The following is a 21,275-nucleotide window of genomic DNA, read 5'->3' as shown; positions in this document are numbered from 1 at the left end:
CTCAGAACCGATAGGTCAGGCGGCCGCCATATTGGCGGCGGGCACCATAGATGATGCCGCCATCGGCCGAAGACGAGTTCTGCAGCTGACTGGCGATATAGGTTTCGTCAAACAGGTTGGTGACGAACAGTTCCAGCCGCACAGCGTCCGTCGGATCGATGGACAGGCGGGCATCCACCACGTCACGCGATGGCAGGGTGGTGACGGCACTGGGGAACGGCGTGGCGTAACTTTCCGCCACGTGGCTCCATTGCAGGCGCGGGGTGATCGCCGTCTCCCCCACCAGGATCTCGTACTGCACCCCGGCATTAAGGGTCCATTCAGGCGAAAAGGGCAGTGTACTGCCCTTGCGCACCAGTTCGTTGCGGTTGGCGACCGTGTTCTGCAGCGTCGTATCCTTGGCGAATTCCGCATCCAGATAGCCCAGGCCGGCATTGAAGCCCAGGGCGCCGAACCGACCCTCCAGCTCCAACTCGCCACCCATGGCCTGGCCGGCGGCGGCGTTCTGGGTCAGCGGCAGGCCGTTGGCCAGGCTGGCCAGCTGCATGTCCTTATAGTCGGAATAGAACAGGGAACCGTTCAGGCGCAGGCGCCTTTCCAGCAGAGTGGTCTTCCAACCGGCTTCGTACACAAGGTTGGTTTCCGGCCCGAAGGACGGGCTGGAGGCCGGCAGATTGCCGCCGCCGGCCTTATACCCGCGCGACAGGCTGGCATAGAGCATCGTGTCATCGGTGGCGTGATAGTTCGCCCCCACCTTGCCCGTCAGCTTGGTGGAGCTGAGCTTGCTGACGCCCGTACCGCCAGCCGATGCGATGCGGTTATAGGTCTGGTCGTCCCAAGAATGGCGGGCACCGACAATGAGTTCCCACTGCTCCGTCGCGAAATAATTCGCCTGACCGAACACCGACTGCGACTTGTTCGTCACCTTGGAAATGATGGTGGAGGTGGAGGAAACGAAATTGACGGTATTGTTATTGTCACGCAGGACGGTGATGGGAATATCCTCATCCATGCGGAAGGCACCGACCACCCAGGTCAGCGGCCCATCACCCGTGGACAGCAGGTTCACCTCGTTGATCAACGTCTCAATGGTCGTGTCCGTGTAACCGACACGCCCGACATTGGCCGCCGGCGGGCGCGGGCGGGCCGTGGCGGTGCGGTCACCGTCGGTCTGGTCTGTCGTGCTGCCATCCTGCCAGGAGGTCAGGGCGCGCAGATCGACGCTGTCCGACAGGGCGAACTTCACCTCACCCGACAGGCGGTAACCCTCCTGCTTCAGGTAGGAGATGGCGTCTTCCTGGATGATATAGGGGTTGGTGCTGACGGTATCATTGCGACGCTTGACGGCGTTGTTGTCGCTGTCGCTGTTGAAATATTCGGCGCGCAGGTTGATGCGCAGGGTTTCGGCATCGTTGCGCAGGGCGATGTTGATGCGCGCCCCTTCCAGATCGGTATTGCCGGGGTCACTGGGGCTGGGACCGATATTCCGGGTGAAGCTGTCGCGCTTGTCGCGGACGGCGGCGACGCGGACAGCGACATTGTCGCCCAGACCGACATTCAGCGCACCGGTGGTGCGATACCAGTCGTAGGATGCGATGGTCTGGTCGATGAAGCCCTTCACCAGCCCGAATTCCGGTTCCGGTGTGCGCACATAGATGGCGCCGCCCGTGGAATTCTGCCCCGTCAGGGTGCCCTGCGGTCCGCGCAACACCTCCAGCGACCCGATATCGTAGAAGGATTGGCTGATGAACTGCTCATGCGGGATCAACTGGCCATCAATGTAATAGGCCACGCCGGGGCTGGAGCTGGGGGCCGTCTGCGCGATGCCGACGCCGCGGATATTCACATAGGTGGATCGGTTCACCTGATTGATGGCGATCGACGGCGACACCTGCTGGATATCAGCCAGGTTGGCGACCCCCTTGCGGACGATGTCGTCGCCGGACAGGACGGTGGCGCTGATCGGCACATCCTGCAGGCTCTGGGTCCGGCGCTCTGCCGTGACCACGATCTCTTCCAGTACGGCGTCCTGTGCCTCAACGGCGGGGACCATGGCGCTGCCGGCCAGCAAAAGGGTGAGCAGACGCGCCGCCGGGCGCGATGCCAGCTTATTCATGGGGCTTCTCCCTTGGGGACGGCCCGGTCGCGATGTGCGGAGCGGGCTCTTTGTTAGTTAATTTTATGAACGATACAATAGCACATACCGTAATGCAATATAACATATGTATCGGTCGGCATTTTCGTTGCCTCGCTGACGGATAATCGTTCGTGAGCGTATCGGCGCACCGTCCTCCTTCTCGCACATCATGCTTGCGGACCCGATGTTTCCGTTATATTGCATATCGAAAGCGGAGAGCAGCCCAGTTGGTTTCAGGTGCCAGTGCACCCATGTCGATTTGTGGCCGCAAATGCTGTATACAGGTATGAAAATAGGGACACATGCTTCTGGGAGGATGAGAGATGGGCCAGAGTTTTCCATTGAACGCTTGGTATGTGGCAGCCTATGACGTGGAGGTGGGGCGCAAGCTTATGCCCCGCACCATCTGCGGCAAACAGCTGGTTTTATATAGAAAATTGGACGGATCGCCTGTCGCGTTGGCCGATGCCTGCTGGCACCGGCTGCTGCCGCTGTCGCTGGGTAGGTTGGAAGAGGATCGGGTGGTCTGTGGCTATCACGGGCTGGCCTATGACGATACCGGGCGATGTGTATACATGCCGTCGCAACATACGATCAACCCGTCAGCTTGTGTGAAATCCTATCCACTTGTAGAGCGGCACCGGTTCCTGTGGATATGGCCGGGCGACCCGGCGCTGGCCGATCCGGCCCTGATCCCCGACATCCATTGGAACAATGACCCGGCCTGGGCCGCCGATGGCAAGGTCATCCATGCCAAGTGCGATTACCGGCTGGTGGTCGACAATCTGATGGACCTGACCCACGAAACCTTCGTGCATGGTTCTTCCATCGGTAACAACGCTGTGGCGGAGGCACCGTTCACGGCCACGCATTCCGAGGAGACGGCCACCATCACCCGCTGGATGGTGGATATCGAAGCGCCGCCCTTCTGGGCCGATAACCTGGGCCGCAAGGACCATGTCGACCGCTGGCAGATCATCAATTTCACTGCCCCCTCCACCATCATCATTGAGGTGGGGGTGGCGCCCACGGGTACGGGCGCGCCGCAGGGCGACCGGTCCAAGGGCGTGGATGGGCGGGTGATCAATGTCCTGACGCCGGAGACGGAGACGACCTGCCATTATTTCTGGGCCTTCGCCCGCAATTTCGACATCCATAACCAGGCCCGCACCCACAAGATCCGCGAGGGCGTGGCCGGCATCTTCCGCGAGGATGAACAGATCCTGGAGGCGCAGCAGCGCGCCATCGACGCCAATCCCGGCCATGTCTTCTATAATCTGAACATCGATGCCGGGTCGATGTGGGCGCGCCGCCTGATCGACCGGATGATTGAGCGGGAAACGCGGCCGGTACTGGCGGCTGCCGAATAGGGAGCCCCATCATGAGCTATAACAAGGACGCGGCGCAAACCGTGCGCGCCCTGGCCGGTATCCGCGACCTGATCCTGCGCGGGGCAGTGGAACCAGGGGAGCGCCTGTCGGAGCCGGCTTTGGCAGAGCGGCTGGGCATTTCCCGCACGCCGATCCGTGCCGCCCTGGCCCGGCTGGAACAGGAGGGGCTGCTGGAGCGGGTGCCAGCGGGCGGGCACATGCCACGCCGCTTCACCCTGGCCGAAGCCATCGACGCCATCGAACTGCGCGGTGTGCTGGAAGGCACGGCGGCGCGGCTGGCGGCGGAGCGCGGGGTGGAACCCCGGCGGATGATCGCCATCAACCGCGTGCTGGACGCCATCGATACGGCGATGGCGCCCGACCCGGCCAACCCGCCGCTCGACCGCTATATTGCCCTGAACGCGGAGTTCCACCAGTTGCTGTCCGGTCTTTCCGGAAGCGAGACGATCGAGCGGGAGATAGACCGCATCACCCTTCTGCCCTTCGCCTCCCCGTCCGCCTTTCTGGAAAAGCCGGGATCGGCCGTGGTGCCGCATTCCCTGGTCCTGGCCCAGGCGCAACATCGCGCCATGGTGGAGGCGATCGGTCTGCGCGAAGGATCGCGGGCGGAAGCCGTGGCCCGCGAGCACGCACGGCTGGCGCGGCGCAATCTGGAACAGGTGATGGAAGCGGGCAGTGCCGCCCTGCGCCGCTTCCCGGCCCTGGCGCTGGTCGCCGGGTAAGGGAGGAAAAGAAATGAAGAATGACGCCATCTGGCTGAACGCCCACGTCACCCGCGCCGATGACATCGCCGACGGCGTGCGCCGCATCGAGTTCGCGGCCGCAGGCCCCCTGCCCGCCTTCGATCCCGGATCGCATATCGCCATCCGGACCGCCATCGTCGGCGGCCATGCCATCCGTACCTATAGCTGCCTGCCAGACGCCGCACCCGGCCATGTCGCCGTGGCCGTGAAGCTGCATCCCAACAGCCGGGGCGGGTCGCGCTTCATGTTCGGTCTGATGCCAGGCGACGAGGTGCGGATCACCACGCCGGAAAACCGGTTCGAACTGTCCTGGCGGGCACCGGATTATCTGCTGCTGGCCGGGGGAATCGGCATCACCCCGATCCACGGCATGGCACAGGCCCTGGTCGGGCGTGGGGCCAATGTCCGCCTGGAATATGGTGGCCAAAGCCTTGCCGCGATGCCGTTCGTGGAACCACTGCGCATCCTGCTGGGTGACAGGCTGGCGCTGCACCCACAGGACCAGGGCGCCATGATCGACCTGGACAAGGCCATTGCCGGACTGTCGCCCGACGGGGAGGTCTATATCTGCGGCCCCCTGCCCATGCTGGAAGCGGCCAAGCGCGCCTGGGCCAAGGCTGGGCGGGCCGGCAGCCGTTTCCGCTATGAGGTGTTTGGCGATACCGGCCGCTTCGCCGAGGCATCATTCACGGTACGGGTGGCGGGATACGGGGTGGATGTGACGGTGCCGCCGGACCGGTCGCTGCTGGACGCGCTGGACGATGCCGGCATTCCCATGATCCATGATTGTCGGCGCGGGGAATGTGGCCTGTGCGTCGTCGAGGTGCTGGATAACCAGAGCCCGATCGACCATCGCGATGTGTTCCTGTCGGACGCGGAGAAGCGGGATGGTACCAAGCTCTGCGCCTGTGTCTCCCGAATCGCGGGCGGACATGCGGTAATCGACACCGGCTATCGGCCATCGTGATTTTAGTAATGTACTATAACTAAATGCCGGACCGGATCAGCCCTTGAAGCAACTCTGATAGATCCGGTCCAGCAGCCCCAGCAGCAGGGTCCGCTCCGCTTGCGACAGATGGGTCATAACGTCCTTTTCCGTCTGTTCCAGATTGGCGAAAAGCTGCGACAGGGCCGTCTGCCCCGCATCGGTCACCACCAGTTCATAGAAGCGCCGGTCGTTCAGCGAACGGCGGCGCTCGGCCCAGCCGCGGCCTTCCAGGTCATCGACGATCTGCACCGTGGCGGACTTGTCCAGCCCCACCTCCCGCGACAGGAGGTTCTGGGAAATCCCCGGGTTTGCGGCGATGATAGCCAGCGAGCTGAACAGGCCTGAACGCAGATTCCAGTCGGCATTGCGGGCGGAGAAATTGCGCGACAAATGGTTCTGGATACGACGCAGGCGAAAGCCGATAAAGTCACCCAGCCGCCCTAGATCCACTTCAGGCGGGTCCATCACATCATTCTTGTCATTCGCCATGGTCATCATCGGGAAAGGAGTAGGGATTGTCGTAAAACCTTGATAGCGGAAGCGGAGCGCCCTGTCCGCAAATTCCGTTCTCGGGGATGGCATTCCAGGAATTAGATAGTTGTGAACATCAACTGTCTATGTTATGAACGATAACGAAAGGCGAGAGAGCCTTCATGGGGGCAAAGAACCCCGCCCGAACATCCAGGGAGGATGATTATGTTCCAGAAGTGGACGCCTCGTGGCGCCGCGCCTGTTGCGCTGGCCGTCGGTCTTTACGCTATCCCTGCCATGGCCCAGGCCCAGCAGACCGCCCCCATCGTGCTGGAAGAGATCATCGTGACGGCGGAACGCCGGTCCACGAACCTGCAGGACACGCCCATCGCCATCACGGCGCTGACGGCTGAGGATCTGCGTGAAAAGGGCGTGGTCGATCTGAAGGGTGTGGCCGATGCTACCCCGAATTTCCAGATGACCACGTCGGGCAACGGCTCCGGCGGCAGCAATTTTGCCCAGCTGTTCATCCGTGGCGTCGGGCAGCCGGATTTCATCATCACCAAGGACCCCGCCGTCGGCATCTATATCGACGGCGTCTATCTGGCGCGGGCACCCGGTGCCGTGCTGGAATTGCTGGATATCGAGCGGGTGGAAGTGCTGCGCGGGCCACAGGGCACGCTGTTCGGCAAGAATACGTCGGGCGGTGCGCTCAATATCAGCACCAAAGCGCCCGCGGATGAATTCGGCGGCGTGGCCGAACTGCGCATCGGCAATTACGCGCGGCTGGATGTTGGTGCTTCTGTCAATGTGCCCCTGGTGGAGGACAAGCTGGCCCTGCGGGTCAGCGCCCTGTCGCGCGATCAGGACGGTTATTACAAGCGTCTGCTGCCGTCTGCCGACGGCACGAAGCGCGATGGCAATGATGTGAATGTGCGCAGCGGCCGCGCCACCCTGGCCTGGACACCAACCGATACGCTGCAGGTCACCCTGTCCGGCGACGTGACGCGGGAACGGCAGGCGGCGACGGATTACCAGGCCGTTGGCATCTTCAATACGGCGTCTGCTGCCCCCAATATCGAGCTGTATAACCGCGTCGTGCTGGCCCCGCAGGGCCTGACCTATGACAATCGCTGGGTAGCGCCCAAGCCCTGGACCACCTATTCCACCTCCTCCAGCTACGCCAATTCCGATGTCTGGGGCGTGTCCGGTGTGGTCGATTGGGACCCCGGTGCGATCGGGGTGAAATCCATCACCGCCTATCGCGACCTGGATGTGCGCAGCAAGGCCGATGCCGACGGTACCCCCGCCGACATCGTGGCCTCTGCCGGCATCTCTGTGCAGCAGCACCAGTTCAGCCAGGAATTCCAGTTCAGTGGCCAGGCATTCGATGACCGGCTGAACTGGCTGGTCGGCCTCTGGTACTTTGAGGAAAAGGCCCAGGATACCCAGTCCTCCCGCCAGCTGGTGGGTCTGGTGGAGGCGCTGCGGGCGGCCCCCAACCGCTCTATCTCCCCGCCCGGTGTCGCGGCCGCGACCTGCCCCGCCAACGGGACCGGTCCGGCAAGCTGCCTGGGTGGAGCGACCAATAACAACAATTTGCGCTATGATCAGACGCGGCTGGGCAATCGCTGGCTGGACGGATCATCCTATGCCGCCTTCGCCCATGCCGGATACAAAGTCACGGACGCGTTCAGCCTGACCGCCGGTGCGCGTATCAGCAAGGAGAAGAAGGACTTCCGCTATTACGAGGTCCGGCCGCTCCAGAACAATCTGGTCAGCTTCAACAATGTCACTGCCGGTGACACCTGGGACGTGTTCACGCCCAAACTCGGGGCGGAATACAAGTTCGACAGCAACATGATGGCCTATGTCTCCTGGTCCAAGGGGTTCAAGGCCGGTGGCGTCAACGGTCGTCCGACCCGCGCCGACCTGTTCAATACCTTCGATCCGGAAAAGCTGACGGCCTATGAGGCAGGCTTCAAGGGTGACTTCTTTGATCGCCGCTTGCGCCTGAACCTGGCCGCCTATTTCAGCGAGTATGATGACATCCAGATCACCCGCAACACCACCGACGCCACGGGCGCCTTCATCCGTCTGGAAACCAATGGTGGCGATGGGGAGATCAAGGGTCTGGAAGCCGAAGCGACGGCCCTGCTGGCCGAGGGACTGACCTTGCAGGCGGGACTGGGCTATACCGATTTCAAGTTCACCAAGCTGCTGCCGCAGCAGGCGACGCCGGGCACGGTGCTGCTGGGCCTGCAGAACGAACTGCCCTTCGTGCCGAAATTCACCGGCAATCTGGGCCTGACCTATGAGGTGCCGGTATCGACGGACGGTGCGGCGGTGCGTCTGCGTGGCGACTGGCGCCATTCCAGCAGCTATTTCATCGATATCGACAATACCGAAGCCGTGGCCCAGGACGCCTATGATGTGTTTGACGGGCGCATTACCTTCGTGCCGGCCGCCGGCGGCTGGGAACTGTTCGTGGCGATGAGCAACATCAACAACAAGGCCGTCATCGCCAACGGCGTCGCCTCCCCCGCCAACGGCAACCAGATGGTCACCTACAAGCCGCCGCGCATGACCTATGGCGGCATAAGGGTAACGTTCTGAGGGTGGTCATTCCCCTCCGACGCCCCTCTCCTGCGTCATCCCGGCGAAAGCCGGGACCCAGGGGCCGTGGGCACTTGCGGTCAGAGCGGCTTCGCTGGACGCTGCCGAGAGGTTGGGCATGTGGCCCCTGGGTCCCGGCTTTCGCCGGGATGACGAGAAAAGCGATAAGGGGGCAAGTGAATCTTGGTTCAACGCTTTGACAAACCACCCTCGGCCGGTGGCGGGCTGCTGACCCGGCTTTCCTTTGTGCTGGGGGCGGCTGGCCTGTTGATGGCCATGTCGGCGGATGCCATCGCAGTGCTGGGCCGGCATGTCGGCTTCACCCTGCTGGGCGCCATCGAGGTGGTGCAGGCCAGCGTCGTCCTGGCGGCCTCTGCCGCCATGGTCGGGGCTACCCTGTCAGGCGCCCATGCCCGGGTACATATCCTGATCGAACGGCTGGGCCCCACTTGGCACCAGCGTTATGACCGCGCGTCGGATATCGCCTGCTGCCTGTTCTTCCTGTTCCTGGCCGCCGGCTCCGCCTGGGTCGCCGCCGACCTGTGGAACGGGTTCGAGGTGACGGAAATCCTGGGCCTGCCTCTGCGCTGGCTGCGCGTGGTCTGGATCGCTTCCTGCGTGCTGATCGCATTGTTGTTCCTGGCGCGCGCCCTGGGCAAGGGGGGACATCATGAGTCCTGAACTCTGGGGTGCCATCGGCATCATCGCCCTGCTGGCCCTGCTGACCCTGGGTCTGCCCATCGGTGTGGCCTTGGCCGCCGTGGGCGCAGGCGGCATTGCCATCCTGGTCACGCCGGAAGCGGCCATGATCAAGGCCGGGGTGGTGGCGTTCGAAACCATCGCCAAGTACGAACTGGGCGTATTGCCGCTGTTCCTGCTGATGGCGCACCTGTGCTTTGCCGCCGGGGCCAGCCGGGATTTCTTCGACGCGGCGGCCCGGTTCATCGGGCACCGGCCCGGCGGTCTGGCGCTCGCCTCCATCGCCGGTTGCGCCGGGTTCGGGGCCATCAGCGGGTCCAGCCTGGCCACCGCCGCCACCATCGGGTCGGTGGCCCTGCCGGAGATGCGCAAGCACAATTACTCCCCCGCCTTCGCCACGGGGGCGCTGGCCGCCGGGGGAACCCTGGGCGCGCTGATCCCGCCGTCGGGGGCGCTGATCGTGTTCGGCATCATCGCCGAACAATCCATCGGCCGTCTGTTCGCCGCCGCCGTCATTCCGGGTTTGAGCCAGGCCCTGTTCTATATGGTCGGCATCACTATCCTGTGCCGCATCTGGCCCGATCTGGGGCCGAAAACGGCGCGGGTGCCTTGGCGCGACCGGCTGCCGGCCCTGCGGCGGATCATCGATATCGTGGCGCTGGTCGTGTTCGTGGTCGGCGGCCTGATGGTGGGCTGGTTCACGCCGACAGAAGCCGCATCAGTCGGGGCAGTGGGGTCCTTCCTGCTGTGTGCCATCCGGGGTGCCCTGACGCGGGCGGCGATCACCAAGGCCCTGTCGGACACGCTACGCACGACCGGCATGATCTATGTCGTCATCATCGGCGCCATCCTGTTTTCCACGTTCGTCAGCCTGACGGGCATCACGGGGCATATGTCGGCCCTGGTCGCCGATCTGGAAGCGGGGCCGCTGGCCGCGGTGCTGGTGATGACCTTGCTGCTGCTGGTGCTGGGGTCGTTCCTGGACGGGTTGGCGCTGATGCTGCTGACGGCACCCATCTTCCTGCCGATCATCATCGATCTGGGCCTCTCGCCCATCTGGTTCGGCATCTTCCTGGTGCGGACCATGGAGATCGGGTTCGTGCATCCGCCCCTGGGACTGAACTGCTACGTCATCCATGGCATCGCCAAGGATATCCCGCTGGGTACCATCTTCCGGGGCATCGTGCCCTTCCTGGCCATCGATTTCGTGCATCTGGCGGTCATCATCGCCTTTCCGGCGGTGACGCTGTGGCTGCCCAAGGTGCTGGGGGCATGATGATGGGCAAGCGTCTGAAACATCTGCTGGCGACCTGCGCCCTGATCGCCCTGTCCGCCTGTGGCAGCAAGGACGAACCCCCGCCGGGCACCGTCACCCTGTCCTATGCCAGCCCCTACCCGCCCGGCCATCCATTCAGCAAGGCCGACATCGAGTGGATGCAGGCTGTGACCGAGAAATCCGGCGGCAGGCTGGTGATCAAGCCCTTCTGGTCGGGATCGCTGATCACGTCGGACCAGAGCATGGTGGAAATCCGCCATGGCGTGGCCGATATCGGCCTGATCACCCCGATCTATACAAGGGGCGGCGCGCACGCGCTGCGCGGACAGGCAGGGTTCTATGGCGGGATCAAGGACCTGTCGGATCAGGTCGCCATCTATAAATGCCTGGAAGCCGCCTTCCCCGCCTTCGGCCGGGAGTTGGAGGGGCTGCATGTCCTAGCCGTCCAGGGCGGCAATTTCCCCGGCGTGCTGACCCGGCACAAGCCGATTGAAAGGCTGGAAGATCTGCGCGGTCTGCGCCTGCGGGCCCAGACGGAGGCGCTGGGCGTGCTGCGCGACCTGGGCGCCGATCCTGTCAACATGCCCATGGGGGAGGTCTATTCCGCCCTGGCCAAGGGGGTGATCGACGGGGTCGTGGCCCCGGTGGACACGGTCCATTCCCTGCATTTCGGGGAGGTTGCCTCCTATTTCACCGCTCTGCATTTCGACCGTGGCGCCTATCCGGCCCGCGCCATGTCGGACAAGGCCTGGCAGCGGCTGACGCCCGAACTGCGTCAGGTGCTGAAAAAGGCTCAACCCATCTGGGAAGCGGCATTGTCCCGCCAGATCCTGAGTGCCGAGGAACGCGGCATGGAGAAGGGCAAGGCCCAGAACATGCGCATCATCGAGGCCCTGCCGCCGGAGGACCAGGAACGGTTCCGGGCCCTTTATGCCGCCAATGCAAGGCGCATTGCCGATGAGCTGTCGCATTTCGAAATCGATGGCGCCCCGATCCTGGCCCATGCCCAGGAACTGATCGCCGCACGGAGCCGGGGGGAGACCCCTGCCTGTTTCAACAGCCAAACGGAGCAATCGCCATGACCCGCGAAGGCCCCCTGGAAGGCCCCTTGGCCGGGCTGCGCATCGCTGATTTCAGTTGGGTCGGCGCCGGCCCGCGCGCCACCAAGGATCTGGCCGATTACGGTGCCACCGTCATCAAGGTGGAAAGCGCCAGACGCCTGGACCTTGGCCGCCTGTCCCCGCCCTTCAAGGATGGAAGGCGCCACCATGACGCGTCCGCCTTCTTCGCCATCACCAATACCGGCAAGCATGGGGTCACCATCAACCTGAACGACCCGCGCGGCATTGAGGTGGCGAAAAAGCTGATCGCCTGGGCCGATGTGGTGGTGGAGAATTTCGGCAAGGGCTACATGGACCGGATCGGCCTGTCCTGGGACATTCTGAAAGCCATCAAGCCGGATATCATCCTGCTGTCGGTCAGCGTGGCCGGGCGCACCGGACCGCTGTCGGATCTGCGCGGCTATGGTAATTCCGCTGCCGCCCTGTCGGGCTTTGCTGCCCTGTCCGGCTGGCCCGACCGGGGGCCGCATATGGCGCCCTTTGCCTATGGCGATGTGGTGGCGCCGATGATGGCGACGGTGGCGGTGCTGGCGGCGCTGGAGCATCGCCGCCAAACCGGTAAAGGCCAGCATCTGGACGTGTCGCAGGTGGAACCGATGATGCTGGTCACGTCGGACTGTCTGGCCGATGGGCAGCGCGGGATCGAGCCGCGCCGCGGCAATGATGATCCGCGCATGGAACCGCACGGCCTGTTCCCCTGTCGCGGTCCCGACCAATGGTGCGCCATCGCGGTGCGGAATGATGCGGAATGGCGGGCGTTGGCGGTATTGGCAGGGATCGACGATACCCGTTTCGCTCGCCTAGAGGGCCGCAAGGCGCATGCGGGCGACCTGAAAGCGCTTCTGTCGGCCTGGACCCAGACCCATGACAAGCACAGGCTGGCCGACAGCCTGTCGCAGGCCGGCATCCCGGCCGAAGCCGTCAATGACGGCCGCGATGTCTTCACCGATATGGAGTTGGAGGCGGCCGGCCACTACCACCGCATCCACCATGAAAAGCTGGGCGATTGCGAGATGCCGGGGCCGCCCTTGCGCTTTTCCAATGCCGGCATCCATGTCGGACCGCCGCCGCTGCTGGGCGGCGATAACCGCGCTGTCTTTGTCGACCTGCTGGGCATGGACCCAGCGGTGGTCGATGAACTGACCGCATCCGGCGCGCTGGCGTAAGGGGATGAAGATGCTGAACCATCTAACCATCATCGACGCGACGGGCGAGTTGGGTGCCCTGGCCGGCCATATGCTGGCGCAACTGGGCGCATCCGTGACGCGGCTGGTCCCGGCGTGGGGCGAGAAGGCCGATCCGGTATGGAACCGGGACAAACGGTGCGTGGCCCTGGACGATGCCGACCTGCCGGCCCTGCTGTCGGGCGCCGACATCCTGCTGCGCAACGGGCCGCTGACCGGGGCGGAGCCAGCGGATTACCCGGGTCTGATCGATGTGGTTCTGACCCCGTTCGCCTGTAGCGACCGGCCAGCCACCGACCTGACCCTGATGGCGCGGTCGGGGCTGCTGCATATCGGTGGCGATCCGGACCGGGAACCGCTGCGTCTGCCGGGGCAACAGGCCTATGCGCTGGGCGCCATCCAGGCGGTGATCGGGGTGCTGACAGCCCTGCATGCCCGCCAGGACAAGGGCCAGCGCGTGACCGTTTCCGCCTATCAGTCCGCCGTGCTGGCCAATTACCGGGAACCGGTGATGTGGGACTGGGCCGGCAAGATCGGCGGACGGCAGGGTAATCTGCTGGTACGCGGCAAGTCGGGGGTCAATCAGGTCTGGAAAGTGGCCGATGGCTGGGTCACCTGGGCGCTGGTCGACAATCCCGGCATGATGCGCGCCATGGTCGCCCTGATGCAGGCCGATGATATGGCGGGGCCGCTGGCCGGGGTCGAGTGGGAGAAACTCCTGGTCGCGGATCTGCCGCAGGAAACCCTGAAGGAATGGGAGAAGCTGGTGGGGGCGTTCTTCGCCACCAAGACCCGCGCGTTCCTGGCCGACCAATCCAACCGCTATGGCATGGGCCTGTCGGCCATCGATGAACCGGAAGATGTGTTGAACAGCCCGCATCATGCGGCACGCGGCGCCTTTGTTCCGTTCGATGATCCCGTGTCGGACCGCATCCTCCGCGTGCCCGGCTCCCTGTTCCGGACCAGCCGGGAGGATGCGCGATGAACGGCCCGCTTTCCGGCCTGACGGTCATCGATTTCTCCAAGTTCCTGCCCGGCCCCTACTGCACCTGGATGCTGGGCAATCTGGGGGCCGATATCATCCGGGTGGAAAACCCGCGCGAATTGGCGAAACAGGCGCAGGTGTTCGGGTGGGACAGGCTGGACAGTGACGCCCGCGCGAACCTGCGTGCCCACGATATCTATGCTCGCAACAAGCGTAGCCTGGTCATTGATCCCGGCCATGAAGAGGCCCGCCCTGTGATCGAGGCGCTGGTCGCCAAGGCCGACATCCTGGTGGAGGATTACCGTCCCGGCGTGATGGACAGTATGGGCTTTGGTGCCGCCGCCATGTTGGAACTCAACCCCAGGCTGGTCTATGCCTCGGTCACCCTGTGCGGGCAGACGGGGCCGTATCGGGACAAACCGGGGCACGACCCCGTGGCCCTGGCCATTGCCGGCGCGCTGTCGCGTATCGGCGAGGACGCCGCCCGACCCAGCTTCCCCGGCGTGCCGGTGGCCGATCTGTTGAGCGGGTCGAACGCCGTCATCGGCATCCTGTCGGCCATCATCGCGCGCGGTGTGACGGGCCGGGGCCAGCATGTCGATGTCGCCATGTCGGATGCCTCGCTCGCCCTGGTCGCCAGCACCATTTCCCGCAATCCCGACCTGTCCAAGGTGCCGGCGCGCGGCAAGCGGCGGGCGGACAGCGGCATCTGGGAAACGGCGGACGGGCGGTTCATCACCACCACCGATATGGAACCCCGCTATTGGCAGCGCTTCTGCACAGCGGTGGGCCGCCCGGACTTCGCCGGGTCGCAGATGGATGTCAACCGGCGGGAAGAGATCGCCGACACGCTGGCCGCCATCTTCCGCACGAAAACCCTGGCCGAATGGCTGGACATTCTGGCGGCGGCGGATACGCAGTTCGCGCCCGTGCATGACCTGCAGGGCGCCCTGGCCGACCCACATAACCGGGCGCGCGGCATGGTGTTCGAGGTGCCGCTGCCGGGCGGCGGCACCGCCCCGCATATTGGCCTGCCTATCCACTTGTCTGACACGCCCCCTGCCCCGCCGCAACCGGCGACACCGGCGGGCGGCGACAGTGACGCCATTCTGGCCGGCATCGGCCTTTCTCAAACCGACATCCAGTCCCTGCGCGACAAGGGCGCCCTGTCCGCCCGTCAAGGATCACGAGCATGAGCATGACCGAGAACAGCCAGCAGCGCCCCCTGGAAGGATTGCGTGTCCTGGACCTGACCCGCGCCCTGGCAGGCCCCTACGCCACCTTGTTGCTGGCGGGGCTGGGGGCGGAGGTGATCAAGCTGGAGGACCCGGTCGGCGGCGATCTGGCGCGGGAGAACAGCCCCTATGTCGGGCGCGACGGGGTGGTGGTGGAACGTCGGCACGACGATGACATCTCCATCTCCCACCTGACCCGCGCCCGCGGCAAGCATGGCATCAGCCTGAACCTGAAGCATCCGGGTGCCAGGGCGGTCTTCGCCGATCTGGTGAAGGGCTGCGACATCGTGGTGGAGAACTTCACCAGCGGCACGGCCGACCGGCTGGGTGTGGGTTATGAGGCCGCTAAGTCTGCAAATCCGCGCGTGATCTATTGTTCCCTGTCCGGTTTCGGCGCCAATGGGTCGGAAGGCGGCAAGGCCATGGATGTGATCATCCAGGCCCTGTCGGGCGCCATGTACACGTCGGGCGCGCCGGGGGAACCGCCGGTGCGCATGGGCGTGCCCATGGCCGACATGCTGGCCCCGGTCTTCGCCGTCATCGGCATCCTGGCGGCCCTGGAACAACGGCATCGGACCGGCGAGGGCCAGCATATCGACGTGTCGATGCTGGGGGCGCTGACGTCCTTCGTGGCCATCGAGAACTGGTCGGCCATGGCCGCCGCCGGCATGCCGTCGCGCACGGGCCTGACGGTGCAGCGCCTGTCGCCCTTCGGCGTGTTCGAATGCGCCGACGGCTATATCGCCCTGGTGGCGGTGCATGACAAGCTGGCCGCCGGTCTGTTCCGCGCCATGGGACAGGTGGAACTGTTGCAGCATCCGCACTTCGCCACCCGCGACGCCCGCGTGGCCAATGCCACCGAACTGGAGGCGCGCATCAACGCCTGGTCACGGGCATTACCGGTGACCGAGGTCGTGGCGGCGCTGGAGGCGCATGGCGTGCCCGTGGCCCCCGTGCGCCATCCGGAGGATGCGCTGGTCGATCCGCGCGTGGTGGCGCGGAATGAGACGATGCCCATCGCCCATCCCAGCTACAGCTCCGACATCGACCTGCGCACGGCCGGCATCCCCATCCTGTTCTCCGGCGCGCGCACCGGCTTCGATCCCGTCTTGCCAGTGGCCATCGGGGAGCATAATGGCGCCGTCTATGCGCGGCTGACCGGTTATTCGGCCGAGAAGCTGGCGGCGCTGAGGCAAGGGGGGGTGATCTGATGGCCCGCCACCCGGCCCTCGCCCTCCTGCTGGCCGCTGCCGACGACCCCGCTGGGACCCTGGACACACTGCGGGGCCAAGGGCACCGGCCCATCCGCCTGCTGGGCGTGGATGCGCCGCGCGCTTTGGTGCGGGCGGCGGGTCTGTTGCCGGTCCGGTTGGTGCCCACGACCGCACCAACGCCGATGATGAATACCATCATGGGCGGTGCCGGCCTGTCGGTGCGGGGCAAGTCGCTGCTGGAACAGTTGGTGGGTGATGGGGCAAGACCCGACCCAGTCCTGATCACCAGCGCCGACAATGAACAGCCACAGGTCTTTGCCGCCTTGCGCGAACTGGCCCGCGACGCCGCGCCGCGCCTGGGGCCGGTGCATTTCCTGGACCGGCTTTACGGGTCTGGGAACGGGTTGGCGCAGTACAATGACCGGCGCATGGCGCAGTTGTGCGACTGGCTGGCCGGTATCGGGGCGCCGGTTGGCGATATCGCGGCAGCGGCGGCCGAAGAAGCGCGGTTGCGTGCGCTGCTGCGACGGGTGCTGGACCTGCGGCCGGCCGGGCGGCTGACGGGAGCGGAGGCGGCGCGGCTGGTGGCGGCGACGGCGTTGTTGCCATCGGACCGCGTGGAAACCGCCTTGTCGGCGCTGCTGACCGATCCCCCGCCCCTGATCGAAGCCGGACGCAAGCTGTTCGTGGCCGGCAGCGTGCAGGAGGATTTCCGGCTGTATGATGCGCTGGAGGCGGCAGGGGCGTTGGTGGCGGGGGAAGCCCAGGATTGGGGCCGGAACTGGTGCGACGACCCCGCCCCCCTGGTCCGCCGTGCGCCGGACAAGGCGGTATCCATCCTGGCGATGGCACGCGCAGCCGGGGCTGAAGCCCTGCTGCATGTCACCCGGCCGGGGGACGAGGCCGCGCCCTGGGATGTCAAGGCACTGGGTGATGCCGGCCGGCCGTTCCTGGCCGTCACCTGGGACGCAAGCGCCCCGATGCCCCCCACCCTTTCAGCCTTCCTGGCCGATCCCGCAGCCCCGCCCCCCCTTCCGGCACCCGTTGAGCCCCCCTCCCCCGCTCGTGCCGGCGGTGGGCGCGTGGCGCTGAAGCCGCCGACGCGCAGCCGCAAGTCGCTGGCCGCCGTGGCCAGCTTTGGGCAGTTCCAGCGTGACTGGTTCGCGGGCCTGCGTGAACAGGTGGCGGCCGGCGCCCCCCTGGCCGTCGTCAACGCCAATGCGCCGCAGGAGATCCTACGCGCCCTGGACATCCCCTTTGTCGTCAACCAATGGTGGGCCTCCATCGTTGCGGCCAAGCAGCAGTCCGGCCGCTATTTCAGCCTGCTGCGCGAACAGGGCTATCCGGCGGATGTCGAGGCCTACAGCGCACAGGGACTGGCCGCCACCTTCGATGAGGATGCGGAGAAGGCGCCCTGGGGCGGGCTGCCCAGGCCCGACTTCCTGGCCGCCGTGACGGGAACCGACGCGACCGCCCGCATCTTTCGCCATTGGGCGGCGGAGACGGGTGCGGCACTGTTCTTGTACCAGCGTAGCTTCGACAGCCGGTGGACCATCCCCGTCGAATGGTGGGACAACCTGCCCGGCGACTGGGACCGGCATCTGGAGCCCGAGCGCCTGGACCTGCTGGAGGGCGAATTGCGGGCGCAGGTGGCGGCCCTGGAGGTCGCGACCGGCCGACGGTTCGATCCCGCGCGGTTCGCTGACGTGATGGACCTGGTGAACGAACAGGAGGAATGGTATCGCCGCACCCGCGACCTGATCGCCGCCAGCCGCCCCGCCCCCGTCGGCATCGTCGATACGATGCCGGCCACCATGGTGCCGCAATGGCATCGCGGTTCCGTCTGGGCCCGCGACGCAGCCAAGGCGCTGTATGACGAGGTGGCGGCCCGCGTGGCGGCGGGAGAGGCCGCATGCCCGCATGAGCGCGTGCGCCTGATGTGGGTGGGGCGCGGGCTGTGGAGCGACATGGGTTTCTACCAGCGCTGGGAGGAAAGCCACGGTGCGGTCTTCGTCTGCTCCATGTACCTGTCGCTGGCGGCCGACGGCTATATCCGCCGGCACGACCGGGACCGCGACCCGATGCGGGCGCTCGCCGCCCGGTTCGCGACCATGGGAGACGAGTTGCGAATGCCGACCTGGGCCGGGGCGTGGCATGTCCGCGACGCCCAAATCCATGGGGTACACGGGGCTGTGGCCCTGACCGATGCCGACCCGTTCGTGCTACGCGCGCTGGAGACGGCGGGCATCCCCGTCCTGCGCCTGGACCTGGATAATTACAACCAGGAAGGCGCCGACGAATCCGCCGTGGTGGCGGCCGTCACCGGGTTTATCGAGACGCTGGGATGATCATGTCTGGTGTCCAAAGCGGGGCAGATTGCGCCCGCGCCGCGATGTCCAACCCGATATCATGGTGTCGTCCCGTGGAATGACCGACCATGGATATGGTCGGGCCTATGGCCGCTGCACCCTACCGCGGCACCCAGCCGCCGGCCTGCACATTCAGCTGCGGCAGGGCGGCCACGACGTCAGCCCAGGAGACGAACTTGAAGTTGGTGGCATTGGGCTCGCCCGACAGACCGTTCTGGTCGTCATTGTACCCGTCCTGCACCATCAGCAGCCCCTGCGGATAACCCGGCAGCGGGATCGACACCAGTTCCGCCCCGTCGCATTCCTGCCCGGCATCGATGGCGCCGTTGACGGTCAGCCGGAAGCTGCCCAGATACCGGTTCTCCCCGCCGCGTTCGAAGATGGCGAAGCTGTCATCCAGGCCGCCATTGTCGGAATGGCCGCCATCGCCATGGACGTCGCCCTGGCTGGAGGCGATCAGATAGCCGGCGCCGTCCGCCCCGCGATAGAGCGCCAGGCCTTCCACGTCGCGGGCGATCTGGCTGTCCTTGTTGTTGAACGGGCTCTTCACCGATCCGCGCGTCTCATAGAAGGGCTTGTCGTCGGCTTGGCCGGTGGTGAGATTCACCCGCCACAGGCCTACATCCTCCTGGCCTGCGAACAGGATGCCGGCTTCGGCATCGACCACCAGCCCTTCGAACTGCGGCGACCAGTCCTGTTCGGGGTCGGTTTCGTGCTCGGCCACCAGGCTCTGGCCCTTGTGGTTGGAGGGGAAATCCCAATGGCGGATGCGTTCATGCCCGACGGTACCGTCGGGTTTCACCACGAGGCGCTGTTCGGCCAGCCGTGCGGCCTTGCGCTGTGCGACCACGGTGCGGACCTCCCCCGTCGCCTTGTCCTGCCAGAGCGTCAGGCCATAGGCACCGACCTGGTCGGCCACCGGGTTGTCGATCTCGCCCTTGCCGTCGGGCGCCAAACGGGTGGGAAAGACCGGCCCCTGGCCGGGATCGCTGATATCGGTCAGAGGGCCGGCGGGATTGGCCGGGTCGATGGCCCAGACCACCAGCCGATCGCGGCCGCGGTCGCTGGCTACGGCGATGTCGACCGTCGACCCATCGGGGCGCTTCAACCCATAGGCCACGTCGACATTGTTGTAGCGCCCGTCCGGCTGGGCATCGATGCGCTGCACCAGCTTGCCCGACAAATCATAGACCCGCAGGCCCGATCCCTTCACCGCCGTGATCACCAGGCTTTTGGCCGGATCGTCCGGGTGCAGCCAGAAGGACGGATCGTCGGCATCGCCCTTCTGCGCGCTGTCGGGCATGCCCGGGGCGGTTTCAACCACCGGCTTGACCAGGGGCAGCGACGCATAGGCCACCGGCGCGGCGGGCTGGTCCCTGCCACAGGCGGACAGCAGCAGCAAAATGGCGGCAAACGGGATCAGGGCACGCATGGTCTTAGGTTCTCCCATTCCTTGAGGATTTCTTCAGGGGATGGCGGCCAACGCCCCCTGCCGGGGGGATGTATCACCGATGCCAGCCCTGCCGCATTGAAGGAATTGTGAAACTTTGCCCACGGCGTGCCGGCTGACACGCACGCGCCATCAGGGTGAAAGCCAGAAACGCCCCCGCGCCAGGGAGGTCAGGTCGCCCGCGAATTCGCGGCGCGCGGTCTCCAGCGCCTGCAGGGGGCAGCCGGTGGCCAGCAACCGGATCATCTTGCCGATGAACAGGCATTGCGGCAGCAGCGCATCCAGCGGCCGAACCGTGGCCCCCCTATTGTCGAGCACATGGCGCCAGGCCCGTATCTGATCGGCGATGCTGTTCCAGACCATCGGGCGCAATTCCGGCCGCCGGGCCGCCTCCAGCCAGACGGTGAAATTCGCCAGGTTCTGGTCGGCGAAAGCCGTTACTTCCCGCAGGAAAACGACGGCAGTGCGGTCGATCAACCGCTCCAGATCATGCGGGCCGCTATCCATCGCGGCGGCCAGGCGATAGCGCTGCTTTGACTCCTCGAACAATTGCGCCTGGGCGGCGGCAAGCAGGCTGTCCACGGTGGGGAAATGATAGGCCGGGCCCGCCGGTGCCAGTCCCGCCCGGGCGGCCACATTCCTGTAGCTGACGGCGGCAGTGCCTTCCGCCGTCAGGATGTCGATGGCGGCGGCGATAATCCTGTCCCGCGTTCCGGCAGATTTGCGTCCGGGTTTACGGGGCGGGATGACGCCCGCGGGGACGGGCGGCATCCATACCTCCAGCGGCTGCGCTCCGTGCAGCAGCACGGCGGCGACCTGCGCCTCGGTCAGCCCCAGGGCCAGCACCGCCAAAAGCAGGCCGATCATGGCATCAATGGCGGAACTGGCCGTCGCCTGCGGGTCGGGGCATCCTGTCGCCTGGGCGATATCCTGCCAGATCACCGCCAGACCGGCGAACCATTCCCGGGCCAGAGTCAGGCTTTCCGCGTGACGCGGCGCGTCCAGCATGATCTCCGCCCAGCAGGTGGCCCCCGCCCGGTGGCGCCCGACGGCGTTGATCAACAGCCGGACGACATAGTCGCGAACCGACCCGTTGCGCCCGGATATCGCAGCCCGCCGGAAGGCCGCCATATACCCGTCCAGGACCCGGTTGGAGGCGGCGGCCACCATGTCAACCTTGCTGTCGAAATAATAGGTGGTGGCGGCCAGGGAAACCCCAGCCTCACCCGCCACCAGGCGATGGGTCAGGCCGGCGATGCCATGGCTGGCCATGAGTGTGACGATGGCATCCACCATCCGGGCCCGGCGCTGCTGGGACCGTTCCTGCTTTTCTCCGCGACGTCGTTCGGTCGGCCCGGATGCGGCTGGCTCACTCATGATACCCACGGGCGCTGTC

Annotated in this window: 16 protein-coding genes; 12 read left to right on the top strand and 4 right to left on the bottom strand. The window is 65.6% G+C overall.

The genetic code is table 11. From position 1 onward, the window contains the following. Position 1 precedes the first annotated feature (1 nt). Entirely contained in the window at positions 2 to 2,116 is a 2,115-nt protein-coding gene (locus AC1Q7F_RS20640; RefSeq protein ID WP_492510369.1) for a TonB-dependent receptor, read from the bottom strand. Positions 2,117 to 2,460: 344 nt separating this feature from the next. Here AC1Q7F_RS20640 and AC1Q7F_RS20635 point away from each other — a divergent pair, with 344 nt between their 5' ends. Genes AC1Q7F_RS20635 through AC1Q7F_RS20625 form a run of 3 tightly spaced genes read left to right on the top strand, consistent with a single transcriptional unit; the run spans position 2,461 to position 5,238 of the window. Further along, positions 2,461 to 3,507, top strand: coding sequence for an aromatic ring-hydroxylating dioxygenase subunit alpha (locus AC1Q7F_RS20635; protein WP_492510367.1), 1,047 nt, complete (start codon positions 2,461 to 2,463; stop codon positions 3,505 to 3,507). Between the two features lie 11 nt (positions 3,508 to 3,518). Beyond that, a complete protein-coding gene (locus AC1Q7F_RS20630; protein WP_492510365.1) occupies positions 3,519 to 4,250 on the top strand; it encodes a GntR family transcriptional regulator in 732 nt (243 codons plus the stop codon). Between the two features lie 13 nt (positions 4,251 to 4,263). Further along, the gene (locus AC1Q7F_RS20625) at positions 4,264 to 5,238 is read left to right on the top strand and encodes a PDR/VanB family oxidoreductase (RefSeq protein ID WP_492510363.1); all 975 of its coding nucleotides are present in this window, start codon (positions 4,264 to 4,266) and stop codon (positions 5,236 to 5,238) included. Between the two features lie 36 nt (positions 5,239 to 5,274). On the opposite strand, the gene AC1Q7F_RS20620 is transcribed toward AC1Q7F_RS20625, so the two are convergent. After that, a complete protein-coding gene (locus AC1Q7F_RS20620) occupies positions 5,275 to 5,748 on the bottom strand; it encodes a MarR family winged helix-turn-helix transcriptional regulator (protein WP_492510361.1) in 474 nt (157 codons plus the stop codon). 207 nt (positions 5,749 to 5,955) lie between these two features. On the opposite strand from AC1Q7F_RS20620, the gene AC1Q7F_RS20615 reads away from it, so the two are divergent. The 9 genes from AC1Q7F_RS20615 to AC1Q7F_RS20575 all read left to right on the top strand — a co-directional run bounded on the left by AC1Q7F_RS20615 (position 5,956) and on the right by AC1Q7F_RS20575 (position 18,408). Next, complete coding sequence (locus AC1Q7F_RS20615) at positions 5,956 to 8,346, top strand: TonB-dependent receptor (protein ID WP_492510359.1); 2,391 nt, start codon at positions 5,956 to 5,958, stop codon at positions 8,344 to 8,346. 183 nt (positions 8,347 to 8,529) lie between these two features. Beyond that, positions 8,530 to 9,027, top strand: coding sequence for a TRAP transporter small permease (locus tag AC1Q7F_RS20610; RefSeq protein ID WP_492510358.1), 498 nt, complete (start codon positions 8,530 to 8,532; stop codon positions 9,025 to 9,027). Next, a complete protein-coding gene (locus tag AC1Q7F_RS20605; protein ID WP_492510357.1) occupies positions 9,017 to 10,321 on the top strand; it encodes a TRAP transporter large permease in 1,305 nt (434 codons plus the stop codon). The genes AC1Q7F_RS20610 and AC1Q7F_RS20605 overlap by 11 nt, the downstream gene beginning before the upstream one ends. Then, positions 10,318 to 11,403, top strand: a complete 1,086-nt coding sequence (locus tag AC1Q7F_RS20600) for a TRAP transporter substrate-binding protein (RefSeq protein ID WP_492510355.1) — start codon at positions 10,318 to 10,320, stop codon at positions 11,401 to 11,403. Before AC1Q7F_RS20605 ends, AC1Q7F_RS20600 begins: the two co-directional genes overlap by 4 nt. Further along, positions 11,400 to 12,608, top strand: a complete 1,209-nt coding sequence (locus AC1Q7F_RS20595; protein WP_492510353.1) for a CaiB/BaiF CoA transferase family protein — start codon at positions 11,400 to 11,402, stop codon at positions 12,606 to 12,608. Before AC1Q7F_RS20600 ends, AC1Q7F_RS20595 begins: the two co-directional genes overlap by 4 nt. 10 nt (positions 12,609 to 12,618) lie before the next feature. After that, the gene (locus AC1Q7F_RS20590; RefSeq protein WP_492510351.1) at positions 12,619 to 13,611 is read left to right on the top strand and encodes a CoA transferase; all 993 of its coding nucleotides are present in this window, start codon (positions 12,619 to 12,621) and stop codon (positions 13,609 to 13,611) included. Beyond that, positions 13,608 to 14,807 (top strand): CaiB/BaiF CoA transferase family protein, encoded by a 1,200-nt coding sequence (locus AC1Q7F_RS20585; RefSeq protein WP_492510350.1) that lies wholly within the window; start codon positions 13,608 to 13,610, stop codon positions 14,805 to 14,807. The genes AC1Q7F_RS20590 and AC1Q7F_RS20585 overlap by 4 nt, the downstream gene beginning before the upstream one ends. Further along, entirely contained in the window at positions 14,804 to 16,057 is a 1,254-nt protein-coding gene (locus AC1Q7F_RS20580) for a CaiB/BaiF CoA transferase family protein (RefSeq protein WP_492510348.1), read from the top strand. The genes AC1Q7F_RS20585 and AC1Q7F_RS20580 overlap by 4 nt, the downstream gene beginning before the upstream one ends. After that, on the top strand, positions 16,057 to 18,408 hold the full coding sequence (locus AC1Q7F_RS20575; RefSeq protein ID WP_492510346.1) for a 2-hydroxyacyl-CoA dehydratase: 2,352 nt from the start codon (positions 16,057 to 16,059) through the stop codon (positions 18,406 to 18,408). Before AC1Q7F_RS20580 ends, AC1Q7F_RS20575 begins: the two co-directional genes overlap by 1 nt. Positions 18,409 to 18,529: 121 nt before the next feature. On the opposite strand, the gene AC1Q7F_RS20570 is transcribed toward AC1Q7F_RS20575, so the two are convergent. Then, the gene (locus AC1Q7F_RS20570; protein ID WP_492510344.1) at positions 18,530 to 19,861 is read right to left on the bottom strand and encodes a phytase; all 1,332 of its coding nucleotides are present in this window, start codon (positions 19,859 to 19,861) and stop codon (positions 18,530 to 18,532) included. Positions 19,862 to 20,011: 150 nt separating this feature from the next. Continuing rightward, complete coding sequence (locus tag AC1Q7F_RS20565; RefSeq protein ID WP_492510342.1) at positions 20,012 to 21,256, bottom strand: TetR/AcrR family transcriptional regulator; 1,245 nt, start codon at positions 21,254 to 21,256, stop codon at positions 20,012 to 20,014. Positions 21,257 to 21,275 lie beyond the last annotated feature (19 nt).

It is taken from the genome of Niveispirillum sp. GW835-FHT14G11, assembly GCF_058793615.1.
Note: the sequence above shows the minus strand (reverse complement) of the source record. Positions and strands in the feature narration are given on the sequence as shown.

Bases quoted from the DNA above. Each gene is read 5' to 3' on its own strand.
- AC1Q7F_RS20585 (WP_492510350.1), top strand. From the start codon at position 13,608: ATGAACGGCCCGCTTTCCGGCCTGACGGTCATCGATTTCTCCAAGTTC.
- AC1Q7F_RS20595 (WP_492510353.1), top strand. From the start codon at position 11,400: ATGACCCGCGAAGGCCCCCTGGAAGGCCCCTTGGCCGGGCTGCGCATC.
- AC1Q7F_RS20625 (WP_492510363.1), top strand. From the start codon at position 4,264: ATGAAGAATGACGCCATCTGGCTGAACGCCCACGTCACCCGCGCCGAT.
- AC1Q7F_RS20620 (WP_492510361.1), bottom strand. From the start codon at position 5,748: ATGGCGAATGACAAGAATGATGTGATGGACCCGCCTGAAGTGGATCTA.
- AC1Q7F_RS20630 (WP_492510365.1), top strand. From the start codon at position 3,519: ATGAGCTATAACAAGGACGCGGCGCAAACCGTGCGCGCCCTGGCCGGT.
- AC1Q7F_RS20575 (WP_492510346.1), top strand. From the start codon at position 16,057: ATGGCCCGCCACCCGGCCCTCGCCCTCCTGCTGGCCGCTGCCGACGAC.
- AC1Q7F_RS20635 (WP_492510367.1), top strand. From the start codon at position 2,461: ATGGGCCAGAGTTTTCCATTGAACGCTTGGTATGTGGCAGCCTATGAC.
- AC1Q7F_RS20640 (WP_492510369.1), bottom strand. From the start codon at position 2,116: ATGAATAAGCTGGCATCGCGCCCGGCGGCGCGTCTGCTCACCCTTTTG.
- AC1Q7F_RS20590 (WP_492510351.1), top strand. From the start codon at position 12,619: ATGCTGAACCATCTAACCATCATCGACGCGACGGGCGAGTTGGGTGCC.
- AC1Q7F_RS20565 (WP_492510342.1), bottom strand. From the start codon at position 21,256: ATGAGTGAGCCAGCCGCATCCGGGCCGACCGAACGACGTCGCGGAGAA.
- AC1Q7F_RS20580 (WP_492510348.1), top strand. From the start codon at position 14,804: ATGAGCATGACCGAGAACAGCCAGCAGCGCCCCCTGGAAGGATTGCGT.
- AC1Q7F_RS20615 (WP_492510359.1), top strand. From the start codon at position 5,956: ATGTTCCAGAAGTGGACGCCTCGTGGCGCCGCGCCTGTTGCGCTGGCC.
- AC1Q7F_RS20600 (WP_492510355.1), top strand. From the start codon at position 10,318: ATGATGATGGGCAAGCGTCTGAAACATCTGCTGGCGACCTGCGCCCTG.
- AC1Q7F_RS20605 (WP_492510357.1), top strand. From the start codon at position 9,017: ATGAGTCCTGAACTCTGGGGTGCCATCGGCATCATCGCCCTGCTGGCC.
- AC1Q7F_RS20570 (WP_492510344.1), bottom strand. From the start codon at position 19,861: ATGCGTGCCCTGATCCCGTTTGCCGCCATTTTGCTGCTGCTGTCCGCC.